Annotated in this window: 21 protein-coding genes; 16 read left to right on the forward strand and 5 right to left on the reverse strand. The window is 53.9% G+C overall.

Annotation, left to right across the window (positions count from 1 at the left end):
- Position 1 precedes the first annotated feature (1 nt).
- Positions 2 to 376 carry a glycine zipper family protein gene (locus GOV45_RS13910; protein ID WP_254442630.1) on the forward strand — a complete coding sequence of 125 codons (375 nt, stop codon included), beginning with the start codon at positions 2 to 4 and terminating at the stop codon, positions 374 to 376.
- On the opposite strand, the gene GOV45_RS13915 is transcribed toward GOV45_RS13910, so the two are convergent.
- On the reverse strand, positions 373 to 1,554 hold the full coding sequence (locus GOV45_RS13915) for an NAD(P)/FAD-dependent oxidoreductase (protein WP_170478840.1): 1,182 nt from the start codon (positions 1,552 to 1,554) through the stop codon (positions 373 to 375). The two genes, GOV45_RS13910 and GOV45_RS13915, sit on opposite strands and share 4 nt — an antisense overlap.
- A 362-nt stretch (positions 1,555 to 1,916) precedes the next feature.
- On the opposite strand from GOV45_RS13915, the gene ftsW reads away from it, so the two are divergent.
- The 15 genes from ftsW to GOV45_RS13990 all read left to right on the forward strand — a co-directional run bounded on the left by ftsW (position 1,917) and on the right by GOV45_RS13990 (position 18,436).
- Positions 1,917 to 3,080 (forward strand): putative lipid II flippase FtsW, encoded by a 1,164-nt coding sequence (gene ftsW, locus GOV45_RS13920; protein ID WP_170478843.1) that lies wholly within the window; start codon positions 1,917 to 1,919, stop codon positions 3,078 to 3,080.
- The gene (locus GOV45_RS13925) at positions 3,080 to 4,177 is read left to right on the forward strand and encodes a UDP-N-acetylglucosamine--N-acetylmuramyl-(pentapeptide) pyrophosphoryl-undecaprenol N-acetylglucosamine transferase (RefSeq protein WP_170478845.1); all 1,098 of its coding nucleotides are present in this window, start codon (positions 3,080 to 3,082) and stop codon (positions 4,175 to 4,177) included. Before ftsW ends, GOV45_RS13925 begins: the two co-directional genes overlap by 1 nt.
- Entirely contained in the window at positions 4,174 to 5,583 is a 1,410-nt protein-coding gene (gene murC, locus GOV45_RS13930) for a UDP-N-acetylmuramate--L-alanine ligase (RefSeq protein ID WP_170478847.1), read from the forward strand. The genes GOV45_RS13925 and murC overlap by 4 nt, the downstream gene beginning before the upstream one ends.
- A 79-nt stretch (positions 5,584 to 5,662) precedes the next feature.
- Positions 5,663 to 5,911 carry a DUF2484 family protein gene (locus GOV45_RS13935; protein ID WP_170478849.1) on the forward strand — a complete coding sequence of 83 codons (249 nt, stop codon included), beginning with the start codon at positions 5,663 to 5,665 and terminating at the stop codon, positions 5,909 to 5,911.
- Positions 5,908 to 6,150, forward strand: a complete 243-nt coding sequence (locus GOV45_RS13940; RefSeq protein ID WP_170478851.1) for a DUF2484 family protein — start codon at positions 5,908 to 5,910, stop codon at positions 6,148 to 6,150. Before GOV45_RS13935 ends, GOV45_RS13940 begins: the two co-directional genes overlap by 4 nt.
- A gap of 47 nt (positions 6,151 to 6,197) precedes the next feature.
- On the forward strand, positions 6,198 to 7,124 hold the full coding sequence (murB, locus tag GOV45_RS13945) for a UDP-N-acetylmuramate dehydrogenase (RefSeq protein ID WP_170478853.1): 927 nt from the start codon (positions 6,198 to 6,200) through the stop codon (positions 7,122 to 7,124).
- 109 nt (positions 7,125 to 7,233) lie between these two features.
- A complete protein-coding gene (locus GOV45_RS13950; protein WP_170478854.1) occupies positions 7,234 to 8,151 on the forward strand; it encodes a D-alanine--D-alanine ligase in 918 nt (305 codons plus the stop codon).
- Complete coding sequence (locus GOV45_RS13955; protein ID WP_170478856.1) at positions 8,139 to 9,146, forward strand: cell division protein FtsQ/DivIB; 1,008 nt, start codon at positions 8,139 to 8,141, stop codon at positions 9,144 to 9,146. Before GOV45_RS13950 ends, GOV45_RS13955 begins: the two co-directional genes overlap by 13 nt.
- Positions 9,147 to 9,153: 7 nt before the next feature.
- Positions 9,154 to 10,488: a cell division protein FtsA gene (gene ftsA / locus GOV45_RS13960; protein ID WP_170478858.1), complete on the forward strand. Its 1,335-nt coding sequence runs from the start codon at positions 9,154 to 9,156 to the stop codon at positions 10,486 to 10,488.
- Positions 10,475 to 10,891 carry a hypothetical protein gene (locus tag GOV45_RS13965; protein ID WP_170478859.1) on the forward strand — a complete coding sequence of 139 codons (417 nt, stop codon included), beginning with the start codon at positions 10,475 to 10,477 and terminating at the stop codon, positions 10,889 to 10,891. The genes ftsA and GOV45_RS13965 overlap by 14 nt, the downstream gene beginning before the upstream one ends.
- Before the next feature lie 350 nt (positions 10,892 to 11,241).
- The gene (gene ftsZ, locus GOV45_RS13970; protein ID WP_170478861.1) at positions 11,242 to 12,861 is read left to right on the forward strand and encodes a cell division protein FtsZ; all 1,620 of its coding nucleotides are present in this window, start codon (positions 11,242 to 11,244) and stop codon (positions 12,859 to 12,861) included.
- A 213-nt stretch (positions 12,862 to 13,074) separates the two neighbouring features.
- Positions 13,075 to 13,995: a UDP-3-O-acyl-N-acetylglucosamine deacetylase gene (gene lpxC, locus GOV45_RS13975; RefSeq protein WP_170478863.1), complete on the forward strand. Its 921-nt coding sequence runs from the start codon at positions 13,075 to 13,077 to the stop codon at positions 13,993 to 13,995.
- Between the two features lie 126 nt (positions 13,996 to 14,121).
- Positions 14,122 to 14,985, forward strand: coding sequence for an outer membrane protein assembly factor BamD (locus GOV45_RS13980; protein WP_170478864.1), 864 nt, complete (start codon positions 14,122 to 14,124; stop codon positions 14,983 to 14,985).
- Between the two features lie 35 nt (positions 14,986 to 15,020).
- A complete protein-coding gene (recN, locus tag GOV45_RS13985; RefSeq protein ID WP_170478866.1) occupies positions 15,021 to 16,670 on the forward strand; it encodes a DNA repair protein RecN in 1,650 nt (549 codons plus the stop codon).
- A gap of 80 nt (positions 16,671 to 16,750) precedes the next feature.
- Positions 16,751 to 18,436, forward strand: coding sequence for a chloride channel protein (locus tag GOV45_RS13990; protein ID WP_170478868.1), 1,686 nt, complete (start codon positions 16,751 to 16,753; stop codon positions 18,434 to 18,436).
- Positions 18,437 to 18,438: 2 nt separating this feature from the next.
- Here GOV45_RS13990 and GOV45_RS13995 read toward each other — a convergent pair whose 3' ends face one another.
- The 4 genes from GOV45_RS13995 to gatB all read right to left on the reverse strand — a co-directional run bounded on the left by GOV45_RS13995 (position 18,439) and on the right by gatB (position 23,320).
- A complete protein-coding gene (locus GOV45_RS13995; RefSeq protein ID WP_170478869.1) occupies positions 18,439 to 19,806 on the reverse strand; it encodes a DUF3179 domain-containing protein in 1,368 nt (455 codons plus the stop codon).
- Between the two features lie 108 nt (positions 19,807 to 19,914).
- Entirely contained in the window at positions 19,915 to 20,376 is a 462-nt protein-coding gene (locus GOV45_RS14000) for a DUF4177 domain-containing protein (protein ID WP_170478871.1), read from the reverse strand.
- Between the two features lie 80 nt (positions 20,377 to 20,456).
- Complete coding sequence (gene pepT, locus GOV45_RS14005; RefSeq protein ID WP_170478873.1) at positions 20,457 to 21,713, reverse strand: peptidase T; 1,257 nt, start codon at positions 21,711 to 21,713, stop codon at positions 20,457 to 20,459.
- Positions 21,714 to 21,808: 95 nt separating this feature from the next.
- Positions 21,809 to 23,320 carry an Asp-tRNA(Asn)/Glu-tRNA(Gln) amidotransferase subunit GatB gene (gatB, locus tag GOV45_RS14010; protein WP_170478874.1) on the reverse strand — a complete coding sequence of 504 codons (1,512 nt, stop codon included), beginning with the start codon at positions 23,318 to 23,320 and terminating at the stop codon, positions 21,809 to 21,811.
- Positions 23,321 to 23,323: the final 3 nt, after the last annotated feature.

Here is a 23,323-nt window from a genome sequence, read left to right on the forward strand (position 1 = left end):
AATGCCACACCGTAAATTTGCTCTGATCCTTCCTGCCATCTTTGTGGTGGGAGCTTGCACGAACACAGGCGCCAATTACCAACCAGTAATCGATGGGCCTGTCAGCCCGAACTACAGCGCCGATCTTGCGCAGTGTCAGCAGTTGGCGGCGTCTCAGGCCAGCGTCGACGGGTCCACCGCCGGTAATGCCGCGATCGGAGCGGCGGGTGCTGCTGCCACAACGGCGATTATTCAAGACAGCAGTGACAATCTGGGTCGCGCGGCCGCTGCTGGTGCCTTGATTGGGGCTGGAGCCGATGTCATCGCAAAGAACCAGAATAAAGAAGTCATTGTGCGAAACTGTATGCGCGGACGTGGCTATAACGTGGTTGGCTAGATCCGGTCTGCGATGGCCTTTCCTGCGGCGTGACCAGAAGACCACGCCCATTGGAAATTGTAGCCTCCCAGCCAACCGGTGACATCTACCGCTTCTCCAATCGCAAAGAGGCCAGGGACGTCCTTGGCCTCCATCGTTTTTGAAGACAGGTTTTCGGTGTCGATACCGCCGAGTGTCACTTCGGCAGTACGATAACCTTCGGTGCCGGAGGGTCGGAGTTGCCAGTCGGACAAATTTGCGACCAGGTCAGACAAAGACGCATCAGATTGATCGGCTAAATTACCCGCTATCAGAAGCTTCTGGCTTAGATAGTCCACCAATCGCGCGGGCATGTGCCGCGCCAACTCGGTGGTCAAAGCTTTGCGCCCGCCTTCTTTGCGTTGTTCACGCAGTAAATTGAAAAGGGGCAAATCCGGGATCAGATTGACATGTATTGCCTCACCCTCGCGCCAATAGGATGACAGTTGCAAAACGGACGGTCCGCTAAGGCCCCGATGGGTAAATAGCATCGATTCATCGAAGATGGCTTGGTCGTTGGACAGTTGAACTGGCAGAGAAACACCGGAAAGTTCCTTGAACCGTCCGTCAGAAAAGGTGAACGGGACCAACGCTGCGCGGGTTTCAGTAATTTTGAGGCCAAATTGTTGGGCCAGGTCGTATGCCAGTCCCGTTGCCCCCATCTTTGGGATCGATTTTCCACCTGTGGCAAGCACCAGATTGGCGCAATGCAGGGTGACCCTTCGTCCTTCCCTCTCCACCTCCAACGCGAAACCTGCCTCGGTCTTTCGCGCGTTTTTTAGCGTCGTTTGTAACCATAGTTCGGCCCTGGTCCGTTCCATCTTGTCCAGCAACATATTTATTATCTGCTTGGACGACCCATTGCAGAACAGTTGTCCCAGCGTCTTTTCGTGCCATTCAATCCCGTAACGGTTTACTAGGTCGATAAAATCCCACTGCGTGTAACGCGCCAGCGCCGATTTAGAAAAATGTGGGTTTTGTGAAAGGAAATTACCCGGTCCAGCGTTTAAGTTCGTAAAATTGCAACGGCCGCCGCCGGAAATCCTGATTTTCTCTCCAGCCGCTTTAGCGTGATCGATCACCAAAACGCGCGCGCCGCAATGGGCCGCGCACATCATGCCAGCGGCGCCGGCACCAAGGATGACGGTGTTGAAATTCATATCCTGCGCATGGCTGGGATTGGCAGCGATGGCAAGAGGCAACGCAATCGAAGCAGAACTGAACGTCCGGTCAATTGGGCTTCCCGAAATTAAGTTTGCAGACTCAAAGCGCCCTCGGAATAAGGCCGAAAGCCCCAAAAGTCGGCCGAATAGTTATTGATCCAGTTTTTCATGAAATCGCGATTTCTGGATGTCTAAGGCGGTAAGGGCCCCTTTCAGAGCCGAGTGGAATAAATTTGAATCACAAAACATAGAATTGTCGAATCGCCCTTATTTCACTGGCCCCAATGCAAAAATCCCTGTAGACTCTCACTTAGATCCCGAAAACGGGGCGATTACGAGGCAGATAGTGGCGGTATCTCATGACTGAGATGGTGTATGGCGCGGTCCAGGACCAGCGCGGTGAACCGATCCTTCCAAAATGGTGGCGGACAATCGATCGCTGGACAATGTCTTGTGTTCTGATCCTGTTTGTAATTGGTCTTTTGTTGGGGCTGGCCTCTTCACCGCCGCTGGCAAGCCGCAACGGGTTTGATCCGTTTCACTACGTTGAGCGGCAGGCTTTTTTTGGCGGACTCGCGCTAATCGCCATGTTGCTGACTTCTATGATGTCGCCCACTCTCATCCGGCGACTTTCGGTACTTGGATTTCTGGTTGCGTTCGTAGCGTTGGCTTTCTTGCCGGTTTTTGGAACCGACTTTGGAAAGGGGGCAGTACGCTGGTACTCTCTGGGGTTTGCAGCACTGCAGCCGTCTGAGTTTTTGAAGCCCGGTTTTGTAGTGGTCGCGGCATGGCTGCTGGCTGCTTCGCAAGAGATCAATGGCCCACCGGGGCGTTTGTGGTCATTTGCTTTGTGTATGGCAATTGTTGGCATGCTGGTGATGCAACCAGATTTTGGGCAGGCCTGCCTGATCCTTTTCGGATGGGGTGTGATGTATTTCGTGGCGGGCGCGCCCATGTTCTTGTTGGTTGGAATGGCTGGGGTTGTCGTTCTTGCTGGAATGTTTGCATATTCAAACTCGGAACATTTTGCCCGCCGCATCGACGGTTTTTTGAATCAAGAAGTCGACCCTACGACCCAGCTTGGATACGCGACCAATGCTATTAGAGAGGGCGGTTTGTTTGGTGTAGGTGTTGGTGAGGGGCAGGTAAAATGGTCACTGCCGGACGCGCATACTGATTTCATAATAGCCGTGGCGGCCGAGGAATATGGGCTGATTCTGGTCCTGATCATCATTGCGCTTTATTCCATCATCGTAGTTCGGTCATTGCTGCGCCTAATGCGTGAACGCGATATGTTTATCCGATTGGCAGGCACTGGTCTGGCCTGCATGTTTGGGGTGCAAGCCATGATCAACATGGGCGTTGCCGTACGCCTGTTGCCCGCTAAGGGCATGACTTTGCCGTTTGTCAGTTACGGTGGATCATCGCTTATTGCAGGCGGAATTGCGGTTGGCATGTTGCTGGCTTTTACGCGTAACCGCCCACAGGGCGAACTTGGCGAAATACTGCGCGGACGAAGCTGATGGGTAAACCATACCTTCTTATTGCGGCAGGCGGTACAGGGGGGCATATGTTCCCGGCGCAGGCTTTGGCCGAGGCAATGTTAAGCAAGGGATGGCGGGTTCGCCTGTCCACCGATCCACGCGGTGCGCGATACTCGGGTGGCTTTCCCGACTCTACCGAGATCCTCCAAGTCAGTTCGGCCACGTTCGCGCGCGGAGGGTTTGCTGCCAAAGCGTTGGCTGGTCCAAAAATCATCGGTGGAATTACAAGCATGGCGCTCCAAATGGCGCGCGACAAACCAGATGTTGTTGTCGGTTTCGGTGGATACCCCTCTATCCCCGCGCTTGGTGCGGCGACTATGTTAGGCCTACCGCGCATGATACACGAACAAAACGGCGTTCTTGGGCGGGTCAATCGCCTGTTTGCCAAAAGAGTGGGCCATGTGGCCTGCGGCGTATGGCCAACCGATTTACCTGAGGGAGCGCATGGTATCCACACCGGCAATCCGGTTCGCGCATCTGTTCTGGACCGAGCCGCTGCCGGCTACATCCCACCTGGCGATTACCCGATGTCAATCCTTGTGATGGGCGGCTCTCAGGGAGCGCGCATTCTCAGCGATGTAGTGCCAGGTGCCATTGCTGCCTTGTCGGATGAACTTCGCGAAAACATTCGCGTTGCCCATCAGGCTCGCGACGAAGACGGTGAGAGGGTTAAGGCGTTTTACGACGAAAACGGAATCCTCGCGGATGTCCAACCATTCTTTGATGACGTACCCCGCCGCATGTCTGAGGCTCAGCTGGTTATCTCGCGCTCAGGGGCGTCTAGCGTAGCAGATATTTCGGTCATCGGGCGCCCTTCAATTCTAGTCCCCTTTGCTGCCGCTGCCGGAGACCATCAGACCGCCAATGCGCGGGGGCTTGTTCAGGCAGGCGCGGCAATCATGATCCCCGAAAATGCGCTTGACGTTACCTCGCTGACAGAGCAAATCACCGCAGTCCTCACCAACCCGGAAGCCGCACAAAAAATGGCCCATGCCGCCCTTTCAACTGGTGCGCCTGACGCGACCGAGCGTTTGGTTTCTCTTGTTGAATCTCTGGCGCAGAAGGAGACCGCATGAACCCTGCAACCAAACTCCCGCAAGATGTAGGGCCGATCCATTTCGTCGGGATCGGTGGTATCGGCATGTCCGGGATAGCCGAAGTTCTTTTGAATCTCGGGTACCGCGTTCAGGGTTCCGACTTGAAAGCCTCAAAGATCACGGACCGTCTGGCTGAACTGGGGGCAGAGGTATTTGTCGGGCAAAGGGCCGAGAACCTGGAAGGCGCAGCGGTCGTCGTCGTGTCCACGGCGATCAAGCCAGGAAACCCGGAATTGGATGAGGCGCGTTCGCAAGGTCTGCCTGTTGTCCGCCGAGCCGATATGCTGGCGGAATTGATGCGGCTGAAATCCAACATTGCCATTGCAGGAACGCACGGTAAGACCACTACAACGACGATGATGGCAGAACTGATGGTTGCCGGTGACTTTGACCCGACCGTGATCAATGGCGGTATTATCCACGCCTATGGATCAAACGCGAGAATGGGGCAGGGAGAATGGATGGTGGTTGAAGCAGACGAATCCGATGGTTCATTCAACCGTCTTCCTGCCACTATTGCCATCGTCACAAATATCGACCCAGAACATATGGAGCATTGGGGTGAATTCGACACGCTGCGTGATGCGTTCTACGAGTTTGTTTCAAACCTGCCGTTCTATGGACTTGCCGTCTGCTGCACTGACCATGCCGAGGTGCAAACCCTTGTCGGACGTATCACCGATCGTCGTGTGCGGACTTATGGCTTTAATGCACAAGCCGACGTTCGGGCGCTGAACCTTACATACAAAGGCGGTGTCGCGCATTTCGACATTCACCTCCAATACGAAGACAAGGTCATCGAAGGATGCACGTTGCCTATGCCGGGTGACCATAATGTCTCGAATGCTCTGGCCGCAGTAGCTGTTGCTCGGCATTTGGGAATGAAGGCTGTGGAAATCCGCGAAGCGTTGGCAAATTTTGGAGGTGTAAACCGACGCTTTACCAAGGTGGGGGAGGTCGATGGTGTCACAATCATCGACGACTATGGCCACCATCCCGTGGAAATCGCGGCCGTTCTCAAGGCCGCACGTCAGGCTACAGACGGCAGGGTTATTGCCGTACATCAACCACACCGTTTTTCGCGCTTGTCCAATCTGTTCGACGATTTCTGCACTTGTTTTAACGACGCTGACGTTGTCGCCATTGCCGATGTATTTGGCGCTGGAGAAGAGCCTATCGCTGGCGCGGATCGTGATTCTTTAGTTCAGGGTTTGATTCGTCACGGGCACCGTCACGCCAGGGCTTTGCTGAACGAAGCCGATCTGGAGCGCCTTGTTCGCGAACAAGCCCGGTCGGGGGACATGGTTGTTTGTCTTGGTGCTGGTACGATCAGCGCTTGGGCTAATGGATTGCCAGAGCGCCTTCTTAGAAAACAAGCAGTGTGAAGGGTTTGGGTTCTTGGACGCACAGCTTCGAGATGAAAGCGGACAATTAAGCGCGTCCGCGATGCTCAAGGAGGGGCACATGCAATTGTCTGTTGTCTTGTCCGCCTTTTGGGTGATTTGCGCGACGATCGTGGCGATGTTGCCGATGAAGTATCAGTTCTTACCGGGTGTCACCCTTTTGATATGCGCCCCGGCGCTGATCCTATGGTTGGGGTTTGATTTCGGCTGGTTTGTCTCTGCTTTGGCACTTGCGGCATTTGTGTCCATGTTCCGATATCCCTTGCGCTATTTTTGGCGAAAATGGTCGGGCCGGGGAGAAGTCGAATGAACTGGTCGATCGCTCTTGCAGGTCTTTGGGGGCTTGTTGCCAATGTAATGGCTATGATCCCCAGCAAAGACAACCATTGGACCCGCGCTTATTTCCTGATCGCTGTGGGCATACCCATTCTGGGATACGTCACCTACGAAAATGGGCCATGGATTGGACTGATCGTGCTGGCAGCAGGTATTTCGGTGCTGCGTTGGCCGGTGATTTACCTTGGGCGCTGGCTGCGCAAATGGATTTAAGGCTTTCGACACTTGCACAGCAGACGCAAATCCGCGATCTAGCGTTCATGTCGAAAATTCCCTCGCCGCGCGGCAGGCTTACTAAAAATCGCTCGCTTAATGATCTGACCTGGCTACGGGTTGGTGGTCCGGCGGATTATCTTTTTCAACCAGCGGATATCGAGGATCTCCGGGAATTTCTTCGTGATTTGCCAGCGGATGTGCCAGTTTTTCCGATGGGTGTTGGTTCTAACCTGATCGTAAGGGACGGAGGGTTGCGTTCGGTAGTGATCCGTCTGGGGCGTGGTTTCAATGGAATTTCGGTTGTCGACAATACTGTCACGGCCGGTGCGGCCGCGCTTGACGCACATGTCGCGCGTAAGGCGGCGGATGCCGGCGTGGACCTGACTTTTTTGCGGACGATTCCGGGATCAATTGGCGGGGCTGTCCGGATGAATGCGGGTTGCTATGGCAGTTACACGGCGGATGTGCTGCGCAAAGTAACTATCGTCACGCGACAAGGTGAAATTGCTGATTTGAGGCCAGAAGAATTGAATTTCCGCTATCGCCAAACTGACCTGGCCGATGGGGCCGTCGTGGTTTCAGCCGTTTTTGAAGGACCTCTGGGCGACCCCGGAGAATTGCATGCGCGCATGGCAGCGCAACTTAGAAAACGTGACGAAACGCAACCTACTAAAGATCGCAGTGCCGGATCGACATTTCGCAACCCTGCCGGCTTTTCTTCGACGGGAAGGGCTGATGACGTACACGACCTAAAAGCTTGGAAGGTGATCGATGACGCTGGCATGCGCGGCGCGAAGGTGGGTGGCGCGCAGATGAGTGACAAGCACTCGAATTTCCTTATCAACACTGGTGACGCAACCGCCGCAGACCTTGAAGGTTTGGGCGAGGAGGTACGAAAAAAGGTTTACGAAACAAGCGGTATCACGCTAGAGTGGGAAATTATGCGGGTCGGCGATCCGCTTGAAAAATAGTGCCCTGACCGTCAGACTAAAACAGGCAAATTAAGGCGACGGATCAACGGTATAACAACAATACGGACCACCAAAAAGGTCCATGTTTTTGAGGCGCACAAAGGTGGGTATGTCGAGCAGGACAAGCCCCAAAGTGGCGGTTTTGATGGGCGGACCCTCGAAGGAGCGCGAGGTGTCTCTCAGCAGCGGGCGCGAATGCGCAGCCGCCCTAAGGGGAGAAGGCTTTGAAGTGGTCGAACTGGACGCTGGTCCCGACCTTTGCGCTCGCCTTGCCGACATTAAACCGGATGTTGCATTCAATGCCCTTCATGGCCGCTGGGGGGAGGACGGCTGCGTGCAGGGATTATTGGAGTGGATGCAATTACCTTACACGCATTCAGGTGTTCTGGCATCGGCGCTTGCTATGGACAAGCAACGCAGCAAAGAGGTTTATCAGGCCGAAGGGCTACCTGTAGTCCCGAGCGTTATTGTGCCGAAGATCGAAGTTGTCGAGGCCCACGTGATGGAGCCGCCATATGTTGCAAAGCCCAACAATGAAGGCTCCAGCGTTGGCATCTACATTGTGCATGAATCTGCCAATGGCCCACCGCAGCTTTCCCAGGATATGCCCGATCAAGTTATGGTCGAGAAATACATTCCAGGTCGTGAGCTGACTGTAACCGTCATGGATGACCGACCTTTGACTGTGACAGAGATCATGACAAACGGCGGCTGGTATGATTATGACGCAAAGTACAAGCCGGGTGGGTCTTGGCACGTACTGCCCGCCGAAATCCCAGAGGGAATTTTCGATCGTTGCGTGGACTTTGCCGTGCGCGCGCACAAAGCCCTTGGCTGTCGCGGGGTCAGCAGAACAGATTACCGGTGGGATCACAGCATGGGCTTGGACGGCTTGTTCCTGCTGGAGACCAACACGCAACCAGGAATGACCCCAACGTCTTTGGTGCCCGAACAGGCAGAGCATATGGGTATGACTTTCGGCCAGCTTTGCGCTTGGATGGTGGAGGATGCATCATGCGACCGCTGATTGCCACTCGAGCACTTGAGGAGCATAGGGCAAAGCCTCTGATCGTTACTGATGCCGATTTTGGATCTGGGAACGGTGGGAGCTCGCAACCAAAATCAAAATTTCGGTTACGCGGGTTGGGGCAATTACGTCGTGGCGCAGGTCGCGGTGATCCCACCCCGTCCCGCTTGAGTTACCGGTTCCAGCGATTGATGTTGACGCCCGGCTTTCGAAAGGCGCTTCGGTTGGGCACACCAATTTTTGTCCTTTCCATGGGGCTAGCGGTATTTTTTTCGTCTGAGGATCGGCGTAACGCTATTTCCGATTATGTCGTTGAAATTAAGACTTCAATTCAAGAACGTCCGGAATTTATGGTCAATCTGATGGCCATTGATGGTGCGGGAACGGGTCTGTCCGAAGATATTCGCGAAGTCGTGCCGCTGGATTTCCCGCTCAGCTCTTGGGACATGGACGTCGAAAAGATAAGAGACACGATCATTGCGTTGGATCCAGTAAAATCCGCGACTGTGCGCATTCGACCGGGCGGAATTTTGCAAGTCGACGTTGTTGAACGAGAGCCGGTCATTGTCTGGCGGACCCGCAGAGGTGTCGAGTTGCTTGATGAAACCGGTGCCCATGTCGAAAGAATTGCGGCACGCGCCGATTTTGCTGATTTGCCGTTGGTCGCGGGCAAAGGCGCGGACAAGCACGTGCCCGAAGCGTTGGAAATTCTGAGTACTTCTCGCAGTTTAGGCGACAGAGTGCGCGGCCTGGTACGTGTTGGCGAACGGCGCTGGGATCTGGTTTTGGATCGCGGTCAGCGCATCATGCTGCCGACCGAACGTCCGGCTCGTGCCCTGGAGCGGGTGTTGGCCGTGAACGAGGTGCAGGACCTGCTTGAGCGGGACGTGACCGTGGTTGACATGCGACTAGGACAACGTCCGACAATCAGAATGAATAAAGCCGCCAGCGAAGAATGGTGGAACACAAAAGTGACAGTAAACGGCGGGCAATAAGCGAATGATGACCGATCTTTATCAGTCCCAGCGCGCGATGCGACAGATGCGCAGACAGGCAATTCAAAGAGGCGTTGTCGCCATCTTGGATGTTGGAAGTTCCAAGATCGCCTGTCTTGTGCTGCGCTTTGATGGGGCAGGACGGCTAAGCGAGGATAACTCGATCGGTTCCATGGCGGGGCAGACTGGGTTCCGAGTAATCGGCGCGGCCACGACACGTTCGCGCGGCGTTCAATTTGGTGAAATCACCGCAATGCAGGAAACCGAGCGTGCCATCCGAACGGCATTGCAAGCCGCGCAAAAGATGGCCGATATCCGGGTCGATCACGTTATCGCGTGTTTTTCGGGCGCCAATCCTCGGTCCTACGGCCTTGACGCGCAGGTTGACTTGGAAGGCCAACTTGTCACTGAGGCCGAAGTCGGGCGGGTTCTGAATGCATGCGATGTGCCTGATTACGGTACGGGCCGTGAGGTTTTGCACGCGCAACCTGTTAATTTTGCTCTCGACAATCGATCAGGATTGATTGATCCGCGTGGACAGCAAGGACAGAGTCTTGCGGTGGACATGCACATGCTCACCGTCGACTCTGCGGCAATTCAAAACATTTTGCGTTGCATCAAACGCTGCGACCTTGAGCTCGCAGGTGTGGCGAATTCTGCCTACGTGTCCGGCATTTCGGCTTTGGTTGAAGACGAACAAGAGCTGGGTGCGGCTTGCATAGATATGGGTGGAGGCACGACCAGCGTATCAATTTTCATAAAGAAACATATGATTTACGCCGATAGTGTCAAAATGGGCGGCGATCATGTGACCTCGGATATTTCTATGGGCCTTGGTATTCCGGCAGCGGTGGCAGAGCGAATAAAGACGTTCAATGGAGGTGTCCACGCAACCGGAGCAGACGACCGCGATTTGATTGATATCGGCGGTGACACCGGTGACTGGGAACATGACCGACGAACTGTCAGTCGGGCGGAACTAATTGGTATTATGCGTCCAAGAGTTGAAGAAATACTCGAGGAGGTGCGCACCTGCCTTGACGCTGCGGGCTTCGATCATTTGCCAAGTCAGCAGATCGTGTTGACCGGGGGCGGCAGTCAGATCATGGGACTGGATGGTTTGGCCACGCGCATTCTGGGGCAGCGCGTGCGTTTGGGGCGTCCATTACGTGTTCATGGCCTGCCACAATCTGCTACTGGGCCTGCATTCTCTTCGGCGGTAGGCCTAAGCCTTTTCGCTGCGCATCCGCAGGATGAATGGTGGGACTTCGAAATTCCAGTCGACACATATGCAACGCGACCTTTCAAAAGAGCGGTTCGGTGGTTCCGTGACAATTGGTAAGACCATTGTTCTTGGGTTGGTAAGTGCGCTGGAGCCGACCGTTGCATTCGCGCAGACGCGGATTTCACCTGAGGATTTTTTGTCTGCGGTCGAAGGCAAAACGGCGGATTTCCATGAAATTCATACCGGAGCGCTGGTAGGTATAGAACAATTTCTGAGTTCGAAGTTGTCAGTTTGGTGGCAGCCAGGATTGGGATGCGTCTACGGGCAAATCTCGGTTTCGAATGGCCAAATTTGCTTTCAGTACGATGATATTGGCGAAGGCGTTTACGTATGTTGGTGGCCATTCGAACACGAAGGCCGACTGATGGTTCGCGAATCAAGTTTTGCATTTGCCGAGATTCAGGAAATACGACGGATCTCGAACGACAACTTGGATTGCCCTAATGCCCCGATTAGCTGAAGAATTGTGTTGCGTGCCAACTAATTATCCCTAAAACTGTCCACAGGGTCCGGTAGAGGCCCGGCGGCAGGAGACGAGCAGTTTCCCGCGCGAAGAAGCCAAGTACTTTCATAGAGCGAGTCGCCAAAACCGCGACGCGAAGTGTTATTGCGTTGTGTCGCGTTGTTGTTTGGTCGCAACATGTGGCGGATATCGCGAAATACCGCTGATTTCCGCCTTGATTCCTCCATATTTTGTGGTTCGCGGCGATTTTGGACGTGACGTTTGAGGATTTGAACGATAAAATGAAAGATGGATAGGTCAGAAAAACACCGCAGTACGCGGCAACTTATAAAACAGGCGGACAGAGCATGACATTGAATCTTTCGATGCCCGGGCACGATGAATTAAAGCCACGGATCACGGTTTTTGGCGTTGGCGGCGCTGGCGGTAATGCCGTGGATAACATGATTGCAAAGCAGCTGGACGGTGTCGAATTCGTTGTCGCAAATACCGACGCACAGGCCCTTCAGCAAAGCAGCTCGTCCGCACGAGTTCAATTGGGTGTCAAAGTGACCGAAGGTTTGGGGGCCGGCGCGCGCCCGACCGTTGGTGCTGCTGCCGCCGAGGAGAGCATCGAACAGATAGTCGACCATCTAGCTGGCGCACACATGTGCTTTATCACTGCTGGTATGGGTGGTGGTACTGGGACCGGAGCAGCGCCAATTATCGCTCAAGCAGCGCGGGAATTGGGTGTACTCACCGTTGGCGTCGTGACCAAGCCTTTCCAATTCGAAGGTGCAAAGCGGATGCGTCAAGCCGAAGACGGTGTGGACGCTCTTCAAAAAGTTGTTGATACGCTGATCATTATCCCGAACCAAAACCTGTTCCGTCTGGCCAACGAAAAGACCACGTTCACCGAAGCGTTCTCGATGGCTGATGATGTTCTGTATCAAGGTGTAAAAGGCGTTACGGACCTGATGGTCCGCCCCGGTCTGATCAACCTCGATTTTGCTGACGTTCGCGCCGTCATGGACGAGATGGGCAAAGCGATGATGGGTACAGGCGAAGCAACTGGAGAAGATCGTGCCATTCAGGCGGCGGAAAAAGCCATAGCCAACCCTCTTTTGGATGAAATCAGCCTCAAGGGAGCGAAGGGCGTTCTGATCAACATAACAGGTTCGCATGATCTGACCCTCTTCGAGCTGGACGAAGCCGCCAACCGAATTCGGGAAGAAGTTGATCCTGATGCGAATATTATCGTTGGTTCTACCCTTGATACCGAGATGGAAGGCGGGATGCGCGTGTCTGTGGTGGCCACAGGAATTGATGCTAGCGACGTTCAGTCGGACGTCCCGGTTGCGCGCCGCTCAATGTCAGCTCCGCTTACTCGAACAGTATCTGCCGAAGAAGCGGCTGATGAACAATCACTGGAAGTCGCCGCTCGGACATCGGCTGCAGACGATGGCAACATTGCCCCAACTCTTTTTGAATCAATCGAAGATGTAGAGTTCAAGGAAGGTTGGCACAACGAACCGCCGGCAGCTGCTGAACAGGACGATGACGGTTTACCTCCTCCCGCCTATCAACCCCATGTGGCAGAATTCGAACCGAGACCCGATTCTGGTGAGCGGGCCGCAGAGGACTACGTCGCGCCACGCGCTCAGGAACCCGGAACGCCGTCACCTGCGGCCATGCAGCGTCTACAGGCAGCGGTTCAAAAAGTGCCAACAGGCGCGTCGCGATTCAACTCCACACGAGCTCAGGAAGCAGTAGCGCCAGAGCAGCCTCAACCAGAAGAACGCTCGCGTTTCGGCTTTAACAGATTGATCGACCGTATGACTGGACATGCGTCGGATACACCTGCGCAACCTGCCCGTCAGCAGCCTGCAATCAGAGCGTCGGACGCCACCGCACCAGCCCAAGAAGCAGCTGACCCGGATCAGGATAGAATTGAAATTCCCGCCTTCTTGCGTCGACAAGCCAACTGATCGCGGTAACAAAATCTTTGAAGAGAGCTGCCAACTGGTGGCTCTTTTTCTTTTAAAAACAATGCACTGAATGTCTGTAAGCAGGGTTTTGCCGATCTGTCACATTGATGTTTCATTCAGTTGCAAAGAGTGAGTTGAGCCTTGAGGCGCCGTTCCTTAACTGATGTGCGACGCAGCCCATAGCTGGCTGCACGCTGCTATCTGAGGTTCTAATTGCAACATACGCTCAAATCTTCGGTCACGTTTTCAGGCGTTGGGCTGCACGGCGGTAAGCCTGCGAAAATGGTTGTCAAACCGGCCGCGGCGGGTCACGGGATTTGGTTCAAGCGGACCGATATCGAATTGGGAAACGCTCTGATCCCTGCAATATATGACGTCGTTGAACGCACACAGCTGTGTACGCGGCTGGTTAACGACGCGGGCGTGTCAGTTTCGACAGTCGAACACATTATGGCTGCTCTTGCCGGGTGCGGTATTCACAATGCTCTGGTTGAGATCGATGGTCCCGAAGTCCCGATCATGGACGGGTCGGCCATTGAGTTTGTACGCGGTATCATGTCGAAGGGCGTTCGCCGTCAGGCCAGCCCGGTGTTGGCATATCAAGTGCTCGAACCAGTGACAGTTTCTCGTGAAGGTGCGAGTGCTACGATTGCTCCGGCTGAAGGTCTGGTAATCGAATTCAACATTGATTTTGAAGATGACGCAATCGGTTCCCAGACCAAGGTTCTGGATATGCGGAATGGATCTTTTGCGAGAGAGCTTTGCGACAGCCGAACTTTCTGCCGCCGCACCGACGTCGAAGCGATGCGTGAAAATGGTCTGGCGCTGGGCGGAACTTTGGAAAACGCGGTCGTCGTTCAAGGCGCCGAAGTTCTAACGCCTGGTGGCTTTCGCCATGCTGACGAGGCGGTGCGTCACAAGATGCTGGACGCGTTAGGAGACTTGTATCTGGCGGGCGGTCCGATTCTTGGACGATTTACTGGTGATAAGTCTGGTCATTCAATGACCAACACCTTGCTGCGTAAACTCTTTGAGACACCAGGTGCTGTGCGTCCGGTCCTTTGCACACCAGAACAGGCCGCGCGCTTGCCAGGTCAAGGTCTGGTCCGCAGCGAAATTCCGCAAGTGGCTTGAAAATATCAACTTTGAAGACATTTCCCACTGAGTGCGTATAAGGCGTTTTGCACCTGAATTTTATGTGCTAGACCAAGGCCCGATTAGGGTTTAATCCCGGCCAGGAAGACGACAAGGAAGTGCGGTATGGTTGGCATCAAAGCGGCAGTCAGGTTCGCAGGAGCGATTCTTCTGGCAGCAACTTTGACGGCTTGCGGCGATTCCGGCGGCATCTTTGGAAAAAAAGGTGCGGACCGCTCCCAGAACCTTGAAGGATTTACTCCTGAACAAATTTACACCCGTGGTGAGTATGAACTCTCGCAAAATCGCTCGGACGATGCAGCGTGGTATTTCTCCGAGGTCGAGCGGCTCTACCCTTATTCGGATTGGGCCAAGCGAGCCTTGATCATGCAGGCTTTTTCGTTCCACTCGGATAAGAACTATGAAGAAAGCCGGGCAGCCGCGCAGCGATATATCGATTTTTATCCTACCGACGAAGACGCGGCTTATGCTCAGTACCTGCTGGCGCTAAGCTATTACGACCAAATTGACGAGGTGGGCCGCGATCAGGGACTTACCTTTCAGGCGTTACAATCACTGCGTACGGTGATCGAAGTCTATCCAGACAGTGAATATGCCACTTCGGCCGTATTGAAGTTTGATCTGGCTTTTGACCACCTTGCAGGAAAGGAAATGGAAATTGGCCGGTATTACCTGCGGCAGGATCATTATACGGCGGCGATCAATCGATTTCGCGTCGTAGTTGAGGATTTCCAGACCACTTCTCACACCGCCGAGGCGTTGCACAGGTTAGTGGAAGCCTATCTTTCACTGGGCCTTTATGACGAGGCGCAGTCTGCTGGTGCGATATTGGGGTACAACTATCAATCTACAGAATGGTACGAAGCCAGCTATGCATTGCTGACATCACGCGGCCTGAACCTTAAGAGCAGCGGTAACAACTGGCTCAGCACGATATATCGGCAGACCATAAAAGGTGAGTGGTTGTAACTGCCATGGTTACTGGCGTGGGACGCTAAGACCCGATGTTGCGCGCCCTTGATATCCGCGACATGTTGATCATTGACCGGTTGGAGCTGTCGTTTCAGCCGGGATTGAACGCTTTGACTGGCGAAACTGGTGCGGGCAAATCAATCCTTCTGGATTCGTTGGGCTTTGTCCTCGGCTGGAGAGGGCGTGCCGAATTGGTTCGGCAAGGTGCATCACAAGGCGAGGTCATTGCAGAATTCGAACTCTCTGCCGACCACCCTGCGCATCACATCTTAGCCGAAGCCGGTTTGCCCGCAGGCGACGAAATAATCCTGCGTCGCGTAAATACAGCCGATGGGCGCAAGACCGCATGGGTCAATGATCGCCGGTGCTCTGGCGAAATTCTTAGAGCACTTTCTGAAACTTTGGTGGAATTGCACGGTCAACATGATGACCGAGGACTTTTGAATCCGCGCGGCCATCGGGCAATGCTGGACGACTACGCGGGGGCAGGGGTTCAACTTGCCGCTGTTCGCTCAGCGTGGTCCGAGATGTCGCGTGCTCGGAGGGCATTGGCTGAGACTGAAACTGCCCTTGCCGCAATGCGTGCCGAAGAAGAATTCCTTCGCCACGCCGTGTCCGAGCTGGACAAGCTGGACCCGCAATCGGGAGAAGATGCAGAGCTTGATGGCCGTCGCCGTATGATGCAAGGCGCAGAACGCATCCGCGATGACGTTGCCCGCGCATTCGCTCTTTTGGGTGGAGAAGGCGCCGAGGGTACGATGGCAGAAGCAATCCGCTGGTTGGAAGGTGTATCGGACAATGCGGGTGGGCAATTGGAAGAACCCATTGCCGCATTAGGTCGTGCGATGATCGAACTCGGGGAAGCTCAAGACGGTGTCCATTCCTGCCTTCAAGCGCTGGACTTCAACCCGGCGGAGCTGGAGGCAATCGAAGAACGCTTGTTCGCAATACGGGCGCTGGCCCGCAAGCATGACGTAGCCCCGGACGATTTAGGCGCTTTCGCAGAAACTTTGCGTGATCGTCTAAGTCGGCTTGACGCAGGCGATGACGACCTTGCAAATCATCGCGAAATGGTCGAAGCCGCGCAAATATCCTACGATACAGCTGCAGCCAAACTCGGCAGTATTCGTCGCAAGGCGGCAGGACAGTTGGACGCCGCGGTAATGGCCGAGCTGGCTCCGTTGAAAATGGAACGTGCTATTTTCCAGACTGAAATCACGCCATCTGAGCCCGGTCCCGAGGGGAACGACGCGGTCGCTTTTAGCGTCGCCACCAATCCGGGTGCCCCATCTGGGCCGCTTAACAAGATTGCTTCGGGTGGCGAACTCAGCCGCTTTTTGCTGGCACTCAAAGTCTGTTTGACTGGTGCTAACACCAATCGGACAATGATATTTGATGAAATTGACCGAGGTGTGGGCGGCGCGACAGCAGATGCGGTGGGGCGACGTTTGGCGTCGCTGGCTTTGGGTGGACAGGTTTTGGTTGTTACTCATTCTCCGCAAGTTGCAGCCCGCGCCGCGCATCATTGGCGGGTGCAAAAACAGGTAAGTAATGGACAGACTCTGTCTACTGTCTCGCATCTGACAGAATTGGATCGTGTTGACGAAATCGCGCGCATGGTTGCGGGTGACACTATCACAGAAGAAGCCCGCGCGGCAGCCCGGGCATTGCTTCAGGTCTGAATCAATTAGGGTCGTAATTCGACTTTTCTAAAGGCGCTGACTGACTTACTAAGTGCCCAAAAAAAAGACCCAGAAAGCCAATGACCCAATCAACCCGCACCTTACTTCGCAACCAATTCAATCAGGCTGTGGCGGCTGTCAAAGATGCGTGGCGGGTGATGTTGCGCCGTGGCCCCAGCCAAGTTCAGTTTTGGTTCATAGCGCTGGTTATAGGAATAGCCGCGGGTTTTATGGCGCTTGGCTTCCGAAAGGCGACGCAAGCGCTGCAAGCGTATATCTATGATACCGATGATATACTTATGTTGCACAGCCATGCTGAAAAGCTACCGTGGCTGCTGATTCTGATCACGCCGATCATTGGCGGGTTGATCGTGGGAATCATCCTGCACAAGTTCACCGATGACGGAAGGGTCCGATCAGTTGCCGATGTAATTGAGGGCGCGGCAACGACCGACGGGCGCGTGGAAAACAAGGCTGGGATAGCATCGTTTTTTGCGTCTCTAATTACTTTAAGTACGGGTGGTTCTACAGGGCGCGAGGGACCTGTTGTCCACATGGCGGGCGTGATTTCAACTTGGGTCAGCAATCGTATCCACGCGGACGGAATCACCGGGCGTGACCTTTTGGGATGCGCAGTCGCCGCGGCGGTGTCGGCAAGCTTCAACGCTCCTATTGCTGGGGCTTTGTTCGCGCTTGAAGTGGTGTTGCGCCACTTTGCAGTTCACGCATTTGCACCCATCGTTATCGCCTCGGTCGCGGGAACGGTTATCAGCCGGCTAGAGCGCGGGGACGTGACTGAATTTATCCTGGAAACACCTGGATCGCTTCAATTCTACGTCGAGCTACCTGCTTTTCTGCTTCTTGGCCTGATTTGCGGACTGGTTTCGTTGTTGCTCATGCGGTCAATATTCTTTGTCGACGATATTGGAAGTCACATTCAGGCCCGCCTATCCCTGCCAAGGTGGTTGAGACCTGCCGTTTCCGGAGCGATGCTGGGGGTTTTGGCGATTTGGTTTCCTCATATTATCGGCGTCGGCTACGAAACGACTGTCCGTGCGCTGACTGGCGATCTTGTTCTGACAACGGCGATCGTGTTTGCAGTGGTCAAAACCGTGGCCGTCGCCATTACAATGGGCGGACGTATGGGAGGGGGCGTGTTCTCTCCCTCTTTGATGATCGGCGCACTGACAGGTCTGGCCTTTGGGTTGATTGCGACAGGATTGCTGCCAGAGGTATCCGGAACTCACACGCTTTACGCATTTGCGGGAATGGGGGCGGTTGCGGCGGCCGTGCTTGGTGCCCCGATATCGACCACGCTGATCGTTTTTGAACTGACCGGGGACTGGCAGATCGGTCTGGCCGTTATGGTATCGGTTTCCATGTCGACTGCTTTGGCATCGCGACTGGTGGACCGGTCTTTCTTCCTGACCCAACTAGAACGTCGAAACGTACACTTGGCCGCAGGACCGCAGGCCTATTTACTTGCCATGCTTCGGGCCGGAACCGTAATGCGCCCTATCGATGATGCTCGGTCCATCAGTGAGGAAGAGGCGCAAAATCTGATAAAACAGGGTCTTTGCGTTGAAGCCAGCGCCACACTCGAAGCCGCGATGCCGTATTTCGACAGGGGCGACATCCCTTGCATTCCGGTCGTTATAAAAAGCCAAGATGGGGTCGAAAACCCGGTAGGAGCTTTGTACCACGTCGATGCGCTAAAGGCTTATAATCGGGCCTTGGCGGCTACAGCGGCAGAAGAGCACTCGTAATTTCAATTTTCGTATACGGTTGCGGCGTCTCCCATGTAATTGTCCCAAGCAAACCAGTAAGAGATGTGCCCAGCTACTCGCGGCAACTGTTCTCCGTTTGGCCCGGCAAGTGCTTCCTCGGTCACTTTCCAAGTATTACCCGCTTGGTCCTGTAAACCGCCATCTATTATTCGGAAAGTATGTCTGGCGCGTTCATAGGCTCGGACGCTGCGATTTTTTGGGTTGCCTATCAACAACAAGGGTTTGTCTGCGATTGCGTCATTGATCACGGGTGTTTTTGCAAATTCTTGCAAAGGCCATGCCCGCGCTGCACCGAACTGGCGTATGGTAAAAACATAGTCCTTTTGGCGGTGTTGCGTCTGGTTGACCAGAGCCGGGAACATCAACTCGCTTGATGCAAAATAGTCTCGATAGACAACTCCCGATCCATAGTTTCGTCTATGCCCGGTTTTGAGGGACAATACCTTGGTTGTCGGATGCGAGGTTTTCCAACTTTCCCACGTGGTAATAACCACAGGTCGCTGCTTTAGAGTAATCCCACTATCGGCCAATGGTCCAACAACGGGTCTGCCGGTGAACTGGTTCCAAAGGGAATTAGTTGCCCGATCAAACATCAGTTTGTTTGATCGATATAAGAAACCCGACGAACCAAAAACAAAGGGCTTTCGCCGACCTGCTACATGGGTTTCAAACAGGATTCCCGAACCACACAAAGTACAATACGCCAACGCAACAGGCACGCCGCCTATCACTTCGTTGAACATTTCGTGCCAGCCCATGATCCGCAGTGGATAAGCCCGCGCATCCCCGTTGATGGAAATTCCAAAAACCAGATCGTCCCCTTTCAGATAATCTGCTTTCGAAGCCGATAGCAGGGCCGGGTTGTCAAGCGAGGGGATACCGTCCTTGGTAACTCCGCCCCAAGCAATCTCTTCCAGTCGAATTTTCATCTTGTCTCGTTGCAAGTATTCAGGCTTGAGGAACACATCAAAATTTTGGTCTATACCCAGCAGAACTTCGCGCTTGAACGGAATGAATGATGGGTGCGGAACGATCTGGCGATTACGTTCTTGCCACAACATCCACTCAAACCAGTCTGTTCCATGGCTTTGCCCTGTCAAAACCTCCATGACTTCGGCAATTTGATCATCCCGACGTCTGGCATAACGCATGGCGGTAAGTAAGGCAGGTACGACATCCTTATTGCCACGTTGTCGAAGATAGACCATTCCGCTCTCGAATTCCGACGAACTGCCAAATAGGGTGGAACGGGTGGCTTCGAGCACTGGATCCTGCTGCGCCCAAAGCGTCCCGGGAAATACAACCCCGCCAACCAATAGCCCTGAAAATCTCCGGCGCGAAAAAGACATGACATCCTCCTTTTCGAAGTCACGTCAAGAATGCCTGTTTTGCCGCTCACTTTCATGCCACAGAAGCGTGAATGCCTTTGTGATCAGAACTCGCTTTTTGACTGTATACTAGATTTTAGTCTGTGTATCTTCGCTGGTTTCCTGCGGTTCACTTTCCGAAGCATTCAGCGTCAACGGCGGTTCGTGGGGTTCTTCTGAAATTGGTGCCGGTGCCGATGGAACGGGTTCTTGCAAGGTTTCTTCCGGCCCGGGCACAAGGCGGGCGGTCGGTGCGGCATCAGTTTCCATGTCGGATTCCAAGTTTTTCACCGGTTCTGATACTTGAGTGTCCAAACTGATCAAGGCGCGGCGGAAAACCAGCACATTGCGCCAATTCACGGATGAACTGGTCAAACCAGCGCGTTCTTCGCTGGGCAGCAATTCAGCGCGTTGATATTCCCAGCCTTCCTGTCCCAATTGGTTAAGCAATGTTTCGATGGAATTCGCAAACCGACCCTCGGGTGTCTTGACCCCTCTGGCCTTTGTGCCTTTCTGAGGGGCGGGGACAACTTTGTACTCATAGCGCTGCATCAATCGTTCCTGACTGCCGTGTTTCGCCAAATTAACATTTTAACAGGCTGGGGAAAGCGAACTTGGTATTTTAGAAAAATTCAGCTCGCACTGTTGCCGTGGTTCCGCGCCGCTTTACCGACCAGCGACAAGCACATTTCCGTTGCAATAGCCATATCCTGAACGGAAATCCATTCAAGTGGCCCATGAATGCACTGCATCCCGGTAAAAATATTTGGAGTCGGCGTGCCGAATTCGGTAAGACGTGACCCATCCGTGCCGCCGCGGATCGGGACAGAGATTGGTTCAATTCCCAGATCTTGACATGCCTCACGGGCCAGTTCGACGGGGGTCATATCGTTTTCCAGCCAGTAACGCATGTTGCGATATTGGTGTGAAATATCGCAGGTGATTTGGGCGCGGGGTTCTGTGGCTTGCACCGTGGCACAGACCTGCCTAACAAGTTCACCTTGCGCCTCAAGCGCGTCCATCTCGAAATCTCGCAAGATCAACTTGATTTCCATTTCTGACGAACCGCCACTCATTCCGACAATATGAATGAAACCTTCGCGTCCGTCGGTCACTTCGGGCGTCATTGTGACCTGGGGTAAAGTCTGCACAATCTTGGCTGCTAAGTGCGTAGCGTTGACCAGTTTACCTTTGGCCAGGCCGGGATGGATCGAAACACCTTTTATCCTGATAACAGCCCAATCTGCCGAAAAACTTTCATAGACGATTTCACCCACATCTTCTCCATCCAGTGTATAGGCGAAATCAGCCCCCAGATCCTTGGGCAGTCGTTCTGTCACGCCACGTCCGATTTCTTCGTCCGGAGTAAAGGCGATGCGGATCGGGCCATGAGAGATGTCTTTGTTTTCAAGCAAGTGCCGCGCCATGGTCATCAGAATCGACACTCCGGCTTTGTCGTCCGCACCAAGCAGAGTTGTGCCAGACGCGGTTATAAGATCATGCCCGATTTTCTCGGCCAAGTATGGGTGTTCATCGGGCGATAGCACTAGGTCTGGATCGTCAGGAAATGTAATGTCACCGCCGTTGTATCCTTTGATCACGCGTGGCTTAACACCTGTCGCGTTGAACTGCGGTGCGGTGTCGACATGTGCTAAAAAACCGATGGTCGGTCCCGGAGCGGTTCCCGGAATAGTTGCCACAACAACGCTGTCATCAGTTACTTCAACGTTCTGTGCACCAATTTCCGTAAGCTCTTGTTGCAACAGGTTCAGCACGTCGAGCTGAGTTTTTGTGCTTGGGGTTGAGGCAGATGTCTCGTCGCTTTGGCTGTCAACCGCCGCATAGCGCACAAGACGGGCTTGAAGTTCCTGATCAAATCTTTTTTGCATGACACCTTACCTCTCTGGCGCCAAAGAAAGGGTCCAAACAGTAAAGGAGTCAAGTCGATGACCTGACACTTAAATTGTTGCCTGAACAGAAGAAGCTACAGTCCCAGCTTTTGACTCACCAGTTCGTTTACGGCTTTAGGATTGGCCTTGCCTCCGGTGGCTTTCATGACCTGACCAACGAACCAGCCCGCCAATTTCGGGTTAATCTTGGCCTTTTCTACCTGAGCCGGATTGGCTGCGATAATCTCGACCAGAGCGGCCTCGATAGCGCCGGTGTCGGTTACCTGCTTCATACCGCGTTCTTCTACGATCTGTGCTGGGTCGCCACCTTCGGTATAGACGATTTCGAACAGGTCCTTGGCGATCTTACCGGAAATAGCATCCGAGGCGATCAGATCAATGATACCTCCCAGCTGGGCCGGAGATACGGGAGAGTCTGTGATATCGTGGTCTTCTTTCTTCAGCCGGCCAAAAAGCTCATTGATGACCCAATTGGCGGCTAGTTTACCATTGCGGTTTTGGGCGACCTCTTCAAAATAGGCGGCTGACTCCACCTCGGCTGTTAAAACCGACGCGTCATAGTCTGTAAGGCCAAACTCTGTGACAAAGCGTGCTTTCTTGTCGTCCGGCAGTTCTGGCAACTTGGACGCGATATCATCCACCCATGTCTGTTCAATTTCCAACGGAAGCAGATCTGGGTCGGGGAAGTAACGATAATCATGCGCTTCTTCCTTTGACCTCATGGAACGGGTCTCGCCCTTGTCTGGGTCATAAAGGCGAGTTTCCTGCTCGATTTCTCCACCGCCTTCCACGATAGCAATCTGACGACGGGCTTCTACTTCTATCGCTTGCTGGATAAAGCGCATAGAGTTCATGTTCTTGATCTCGCAACGCGTTCCAAGATGCGAGAAATCCTGTGTTTCCTGGTACTTCTCGTAAGCGCCCGGTAGGCAGATGGAAACGTTCACGTCCGCGCGCAGGTTGCCGTTTTGCATATTTCCGTCGCAGGTACCCAAATAACGCATGATCTGCCGCAATTTAGCGATATATGCAGCGGCTTCTTCCGGGCCACGTATGTCTGGACGACTGACAATCTCCATCAGGCAAACACCGGTGCGGTTCAGGTCGACAAAGGACATGTTCGGGTCCATGTCATGAATTGATTTACCTGCGTCCTGTTCCATGTGGATGCGTTCGATCCGAACCACGCGGGCAGTGCCATCGCCCATTTCGACCAGCACTTCGCCTTCGCCTACGATGGGGTGATAAAGCTGAGAAATCTGGTAGCCTTGCGGTAGGTCGGGGTAGAAATAGTTCTTGCGATCAAAGGCTGACTTTAGGTTGATTTCCGCCTTTAACCCCAGTCCGGTGCGCACGGCCTGTTCGACGCAGTACTCGTTAATAACTGGAAGCATGCCAGGCATTGCCGCGTCCACAAAGGCCACATTGGCGTTCGGTTCTGCCCCGAATTTGGTGGATGCCCCTGAAAACAGCTTTGCATTTGACGAGACCTGCGCATGCACTTCCATCCCGATCACCAGTTCCCAATCGTGCTTGGCCCCGGCAATGGTCTTTGGTTTGGGCATATCATAAGTCAGGTCGAGCATGGC

This window comes from Ruegeria arenilitoris (genome assembly GCF_013035425.1).
In the GTDB taxonomy this organism is placed as follows: domain Bacteria; phylum Pseudomonadota; class Alphaproteobacteria; order Rhodobacterales; family Rhodobacteraceae; genus Ruegeria; species Ruegeria arenilitoris_A.

What these genes read in the sequence shown, in the direction of transcription:
- recN (WP_170478866.1), top strand. Translation starts at nt 15,021, where the DNA reads ATGTTGCGCGCCCTTGATATCCGCGACATGTTGATCATTGACCGGTTG.
- GOV45_RS13995 (WP_170478869.1), bottom strand. Translation starts at nt 19,806, where the DNA reads ATGTCTTTTTCGCGCCGGAGATTTTCAGGGCTATTGGTTGGCGGGGTT.
- GOV45_RS13935 (WP_170478849.1), top strand. Translation starts at nt 5,663, where the DNA reads ATGCAATTGTCTGTTGTCTTGTCCGCCTTTTGGGTGATTTGCGCGACG.
- pepT (WP_170478873.1), bottom strand. Translation starts at nt 21,713, where the DNA reads ATGCAAAAAAGATTTGATCAGGAACTTCAAGCCCGTCTTGTGCGCTAT.
- murC (WP_170478847.1), top strand. Translation starts at nt 4,174, where the DNA reads ATGAACCCTGCAACCAAACTCCCGCAAGATGTAGGGCCGATCCATTTC.
- GOV45_RS13915 (WP_170478840.1), bottom strand. Translation starts at nt 1,554, where the DNA reads ATGAATTTCAACACCGTCATCCTTGGTGCCGGCGCCGCTGGCATGATG.
- ftsZ (WP_170478861.1), top strand. Translation starts at nt 11,242, where the DNA reads ATGACATTGAATCTTTCGATGCCCGGGCACGATGAATTAAAGCCACGG.
- murB (WP_170478853.1), top strand. Translation starts at nt 6,198, where the DNA reads ATGTCGAAAATTCCCTCGCCGCGCGGCAGGCTTACTAAAAATCGCTCG.
- GOV45_RS13925 (WP_170478845.1), top strand. Translation starts at nt 3,080, where the DNA reads ATGGGTAAACCATACCTTCTTATTGCGGCAGGCGGTACAGGGGGGCAT.
- GOV45_RS13940 (WP_170478851.1), top strand. Translation starts at nt 5,908, where the DNA reads ATGAACTGGTCGATCGCTCTTGCAGGTCTTTGGGGGCTTGTTGCCAAT.
- GOV45_RS13990 (WP_170478868.1), top strand. Translation starts at nt 16,751, where the DNA reads ATGACCCAATCAACCCGCACCTTACTTCGCAACCAATTCAATCAGGCT.
- GOV45_RS14000 (WP_170478871.1), bottom strand. Translation starts at nt 20,376, where the DNA reads ATGCAGCGCTATGAGTACAAAGTTGTCCCCGCCCCTCAGAAAGGCACA.
- ftsA (WP_170478858.1), top strand. Translation starts at nt 9,154, where the DNA reads ATGACCGATCTTTATCAGTCCCAGCGCGCGATGCGACAGATGCGCAGA.
- GOV45_RS13910 (WP_254442630.1), top strand. Translation starts at nt 2, where the DNA reads ATGCCACACCGTAAATTTGCTCTGATCCTTCCTGCCATCTTTGTGGTG.
- gatB (WP_170478874.1), bottom strand. Translation starts at nt 23,320, where the DNA reads ATGCTCGACCTGACTTATGATATGCCCAAACCAAAGACCATTGCCGGG.
- GOV45_RS13955 (WP_170478856.1), top strand. Translation starts at nt 8,139, where the DNA reads ATGCGACCGCTGATTGCCACTCGAGCACTTGAGGAGCATAGGGCAAAG.
- GOV45_RS13950 (WP_170478854.1), top strand. Translation starts at nt 7,234, where the DNA reads ATGTCGAGCAGGACAAGCCCCAAAGTGGCGGTTTTGATGGGCGGACCC.
- ftsW (WP_170478843.1), top strand. Translation starts at nt 1,917, where the DNA reads ATGACTGAGATGGTGTATGGCGCGGTCCAGGACCAGCGCGGTGAACCG.
- GOV45_RS13980 (WP_170478864.1), top strand. Translation starts at nt 14,122, where the DNA reads ATGGTTGGCATCAAAGCGGCAGTCAGGTTCGCAGGAGCGATTCTTCTG.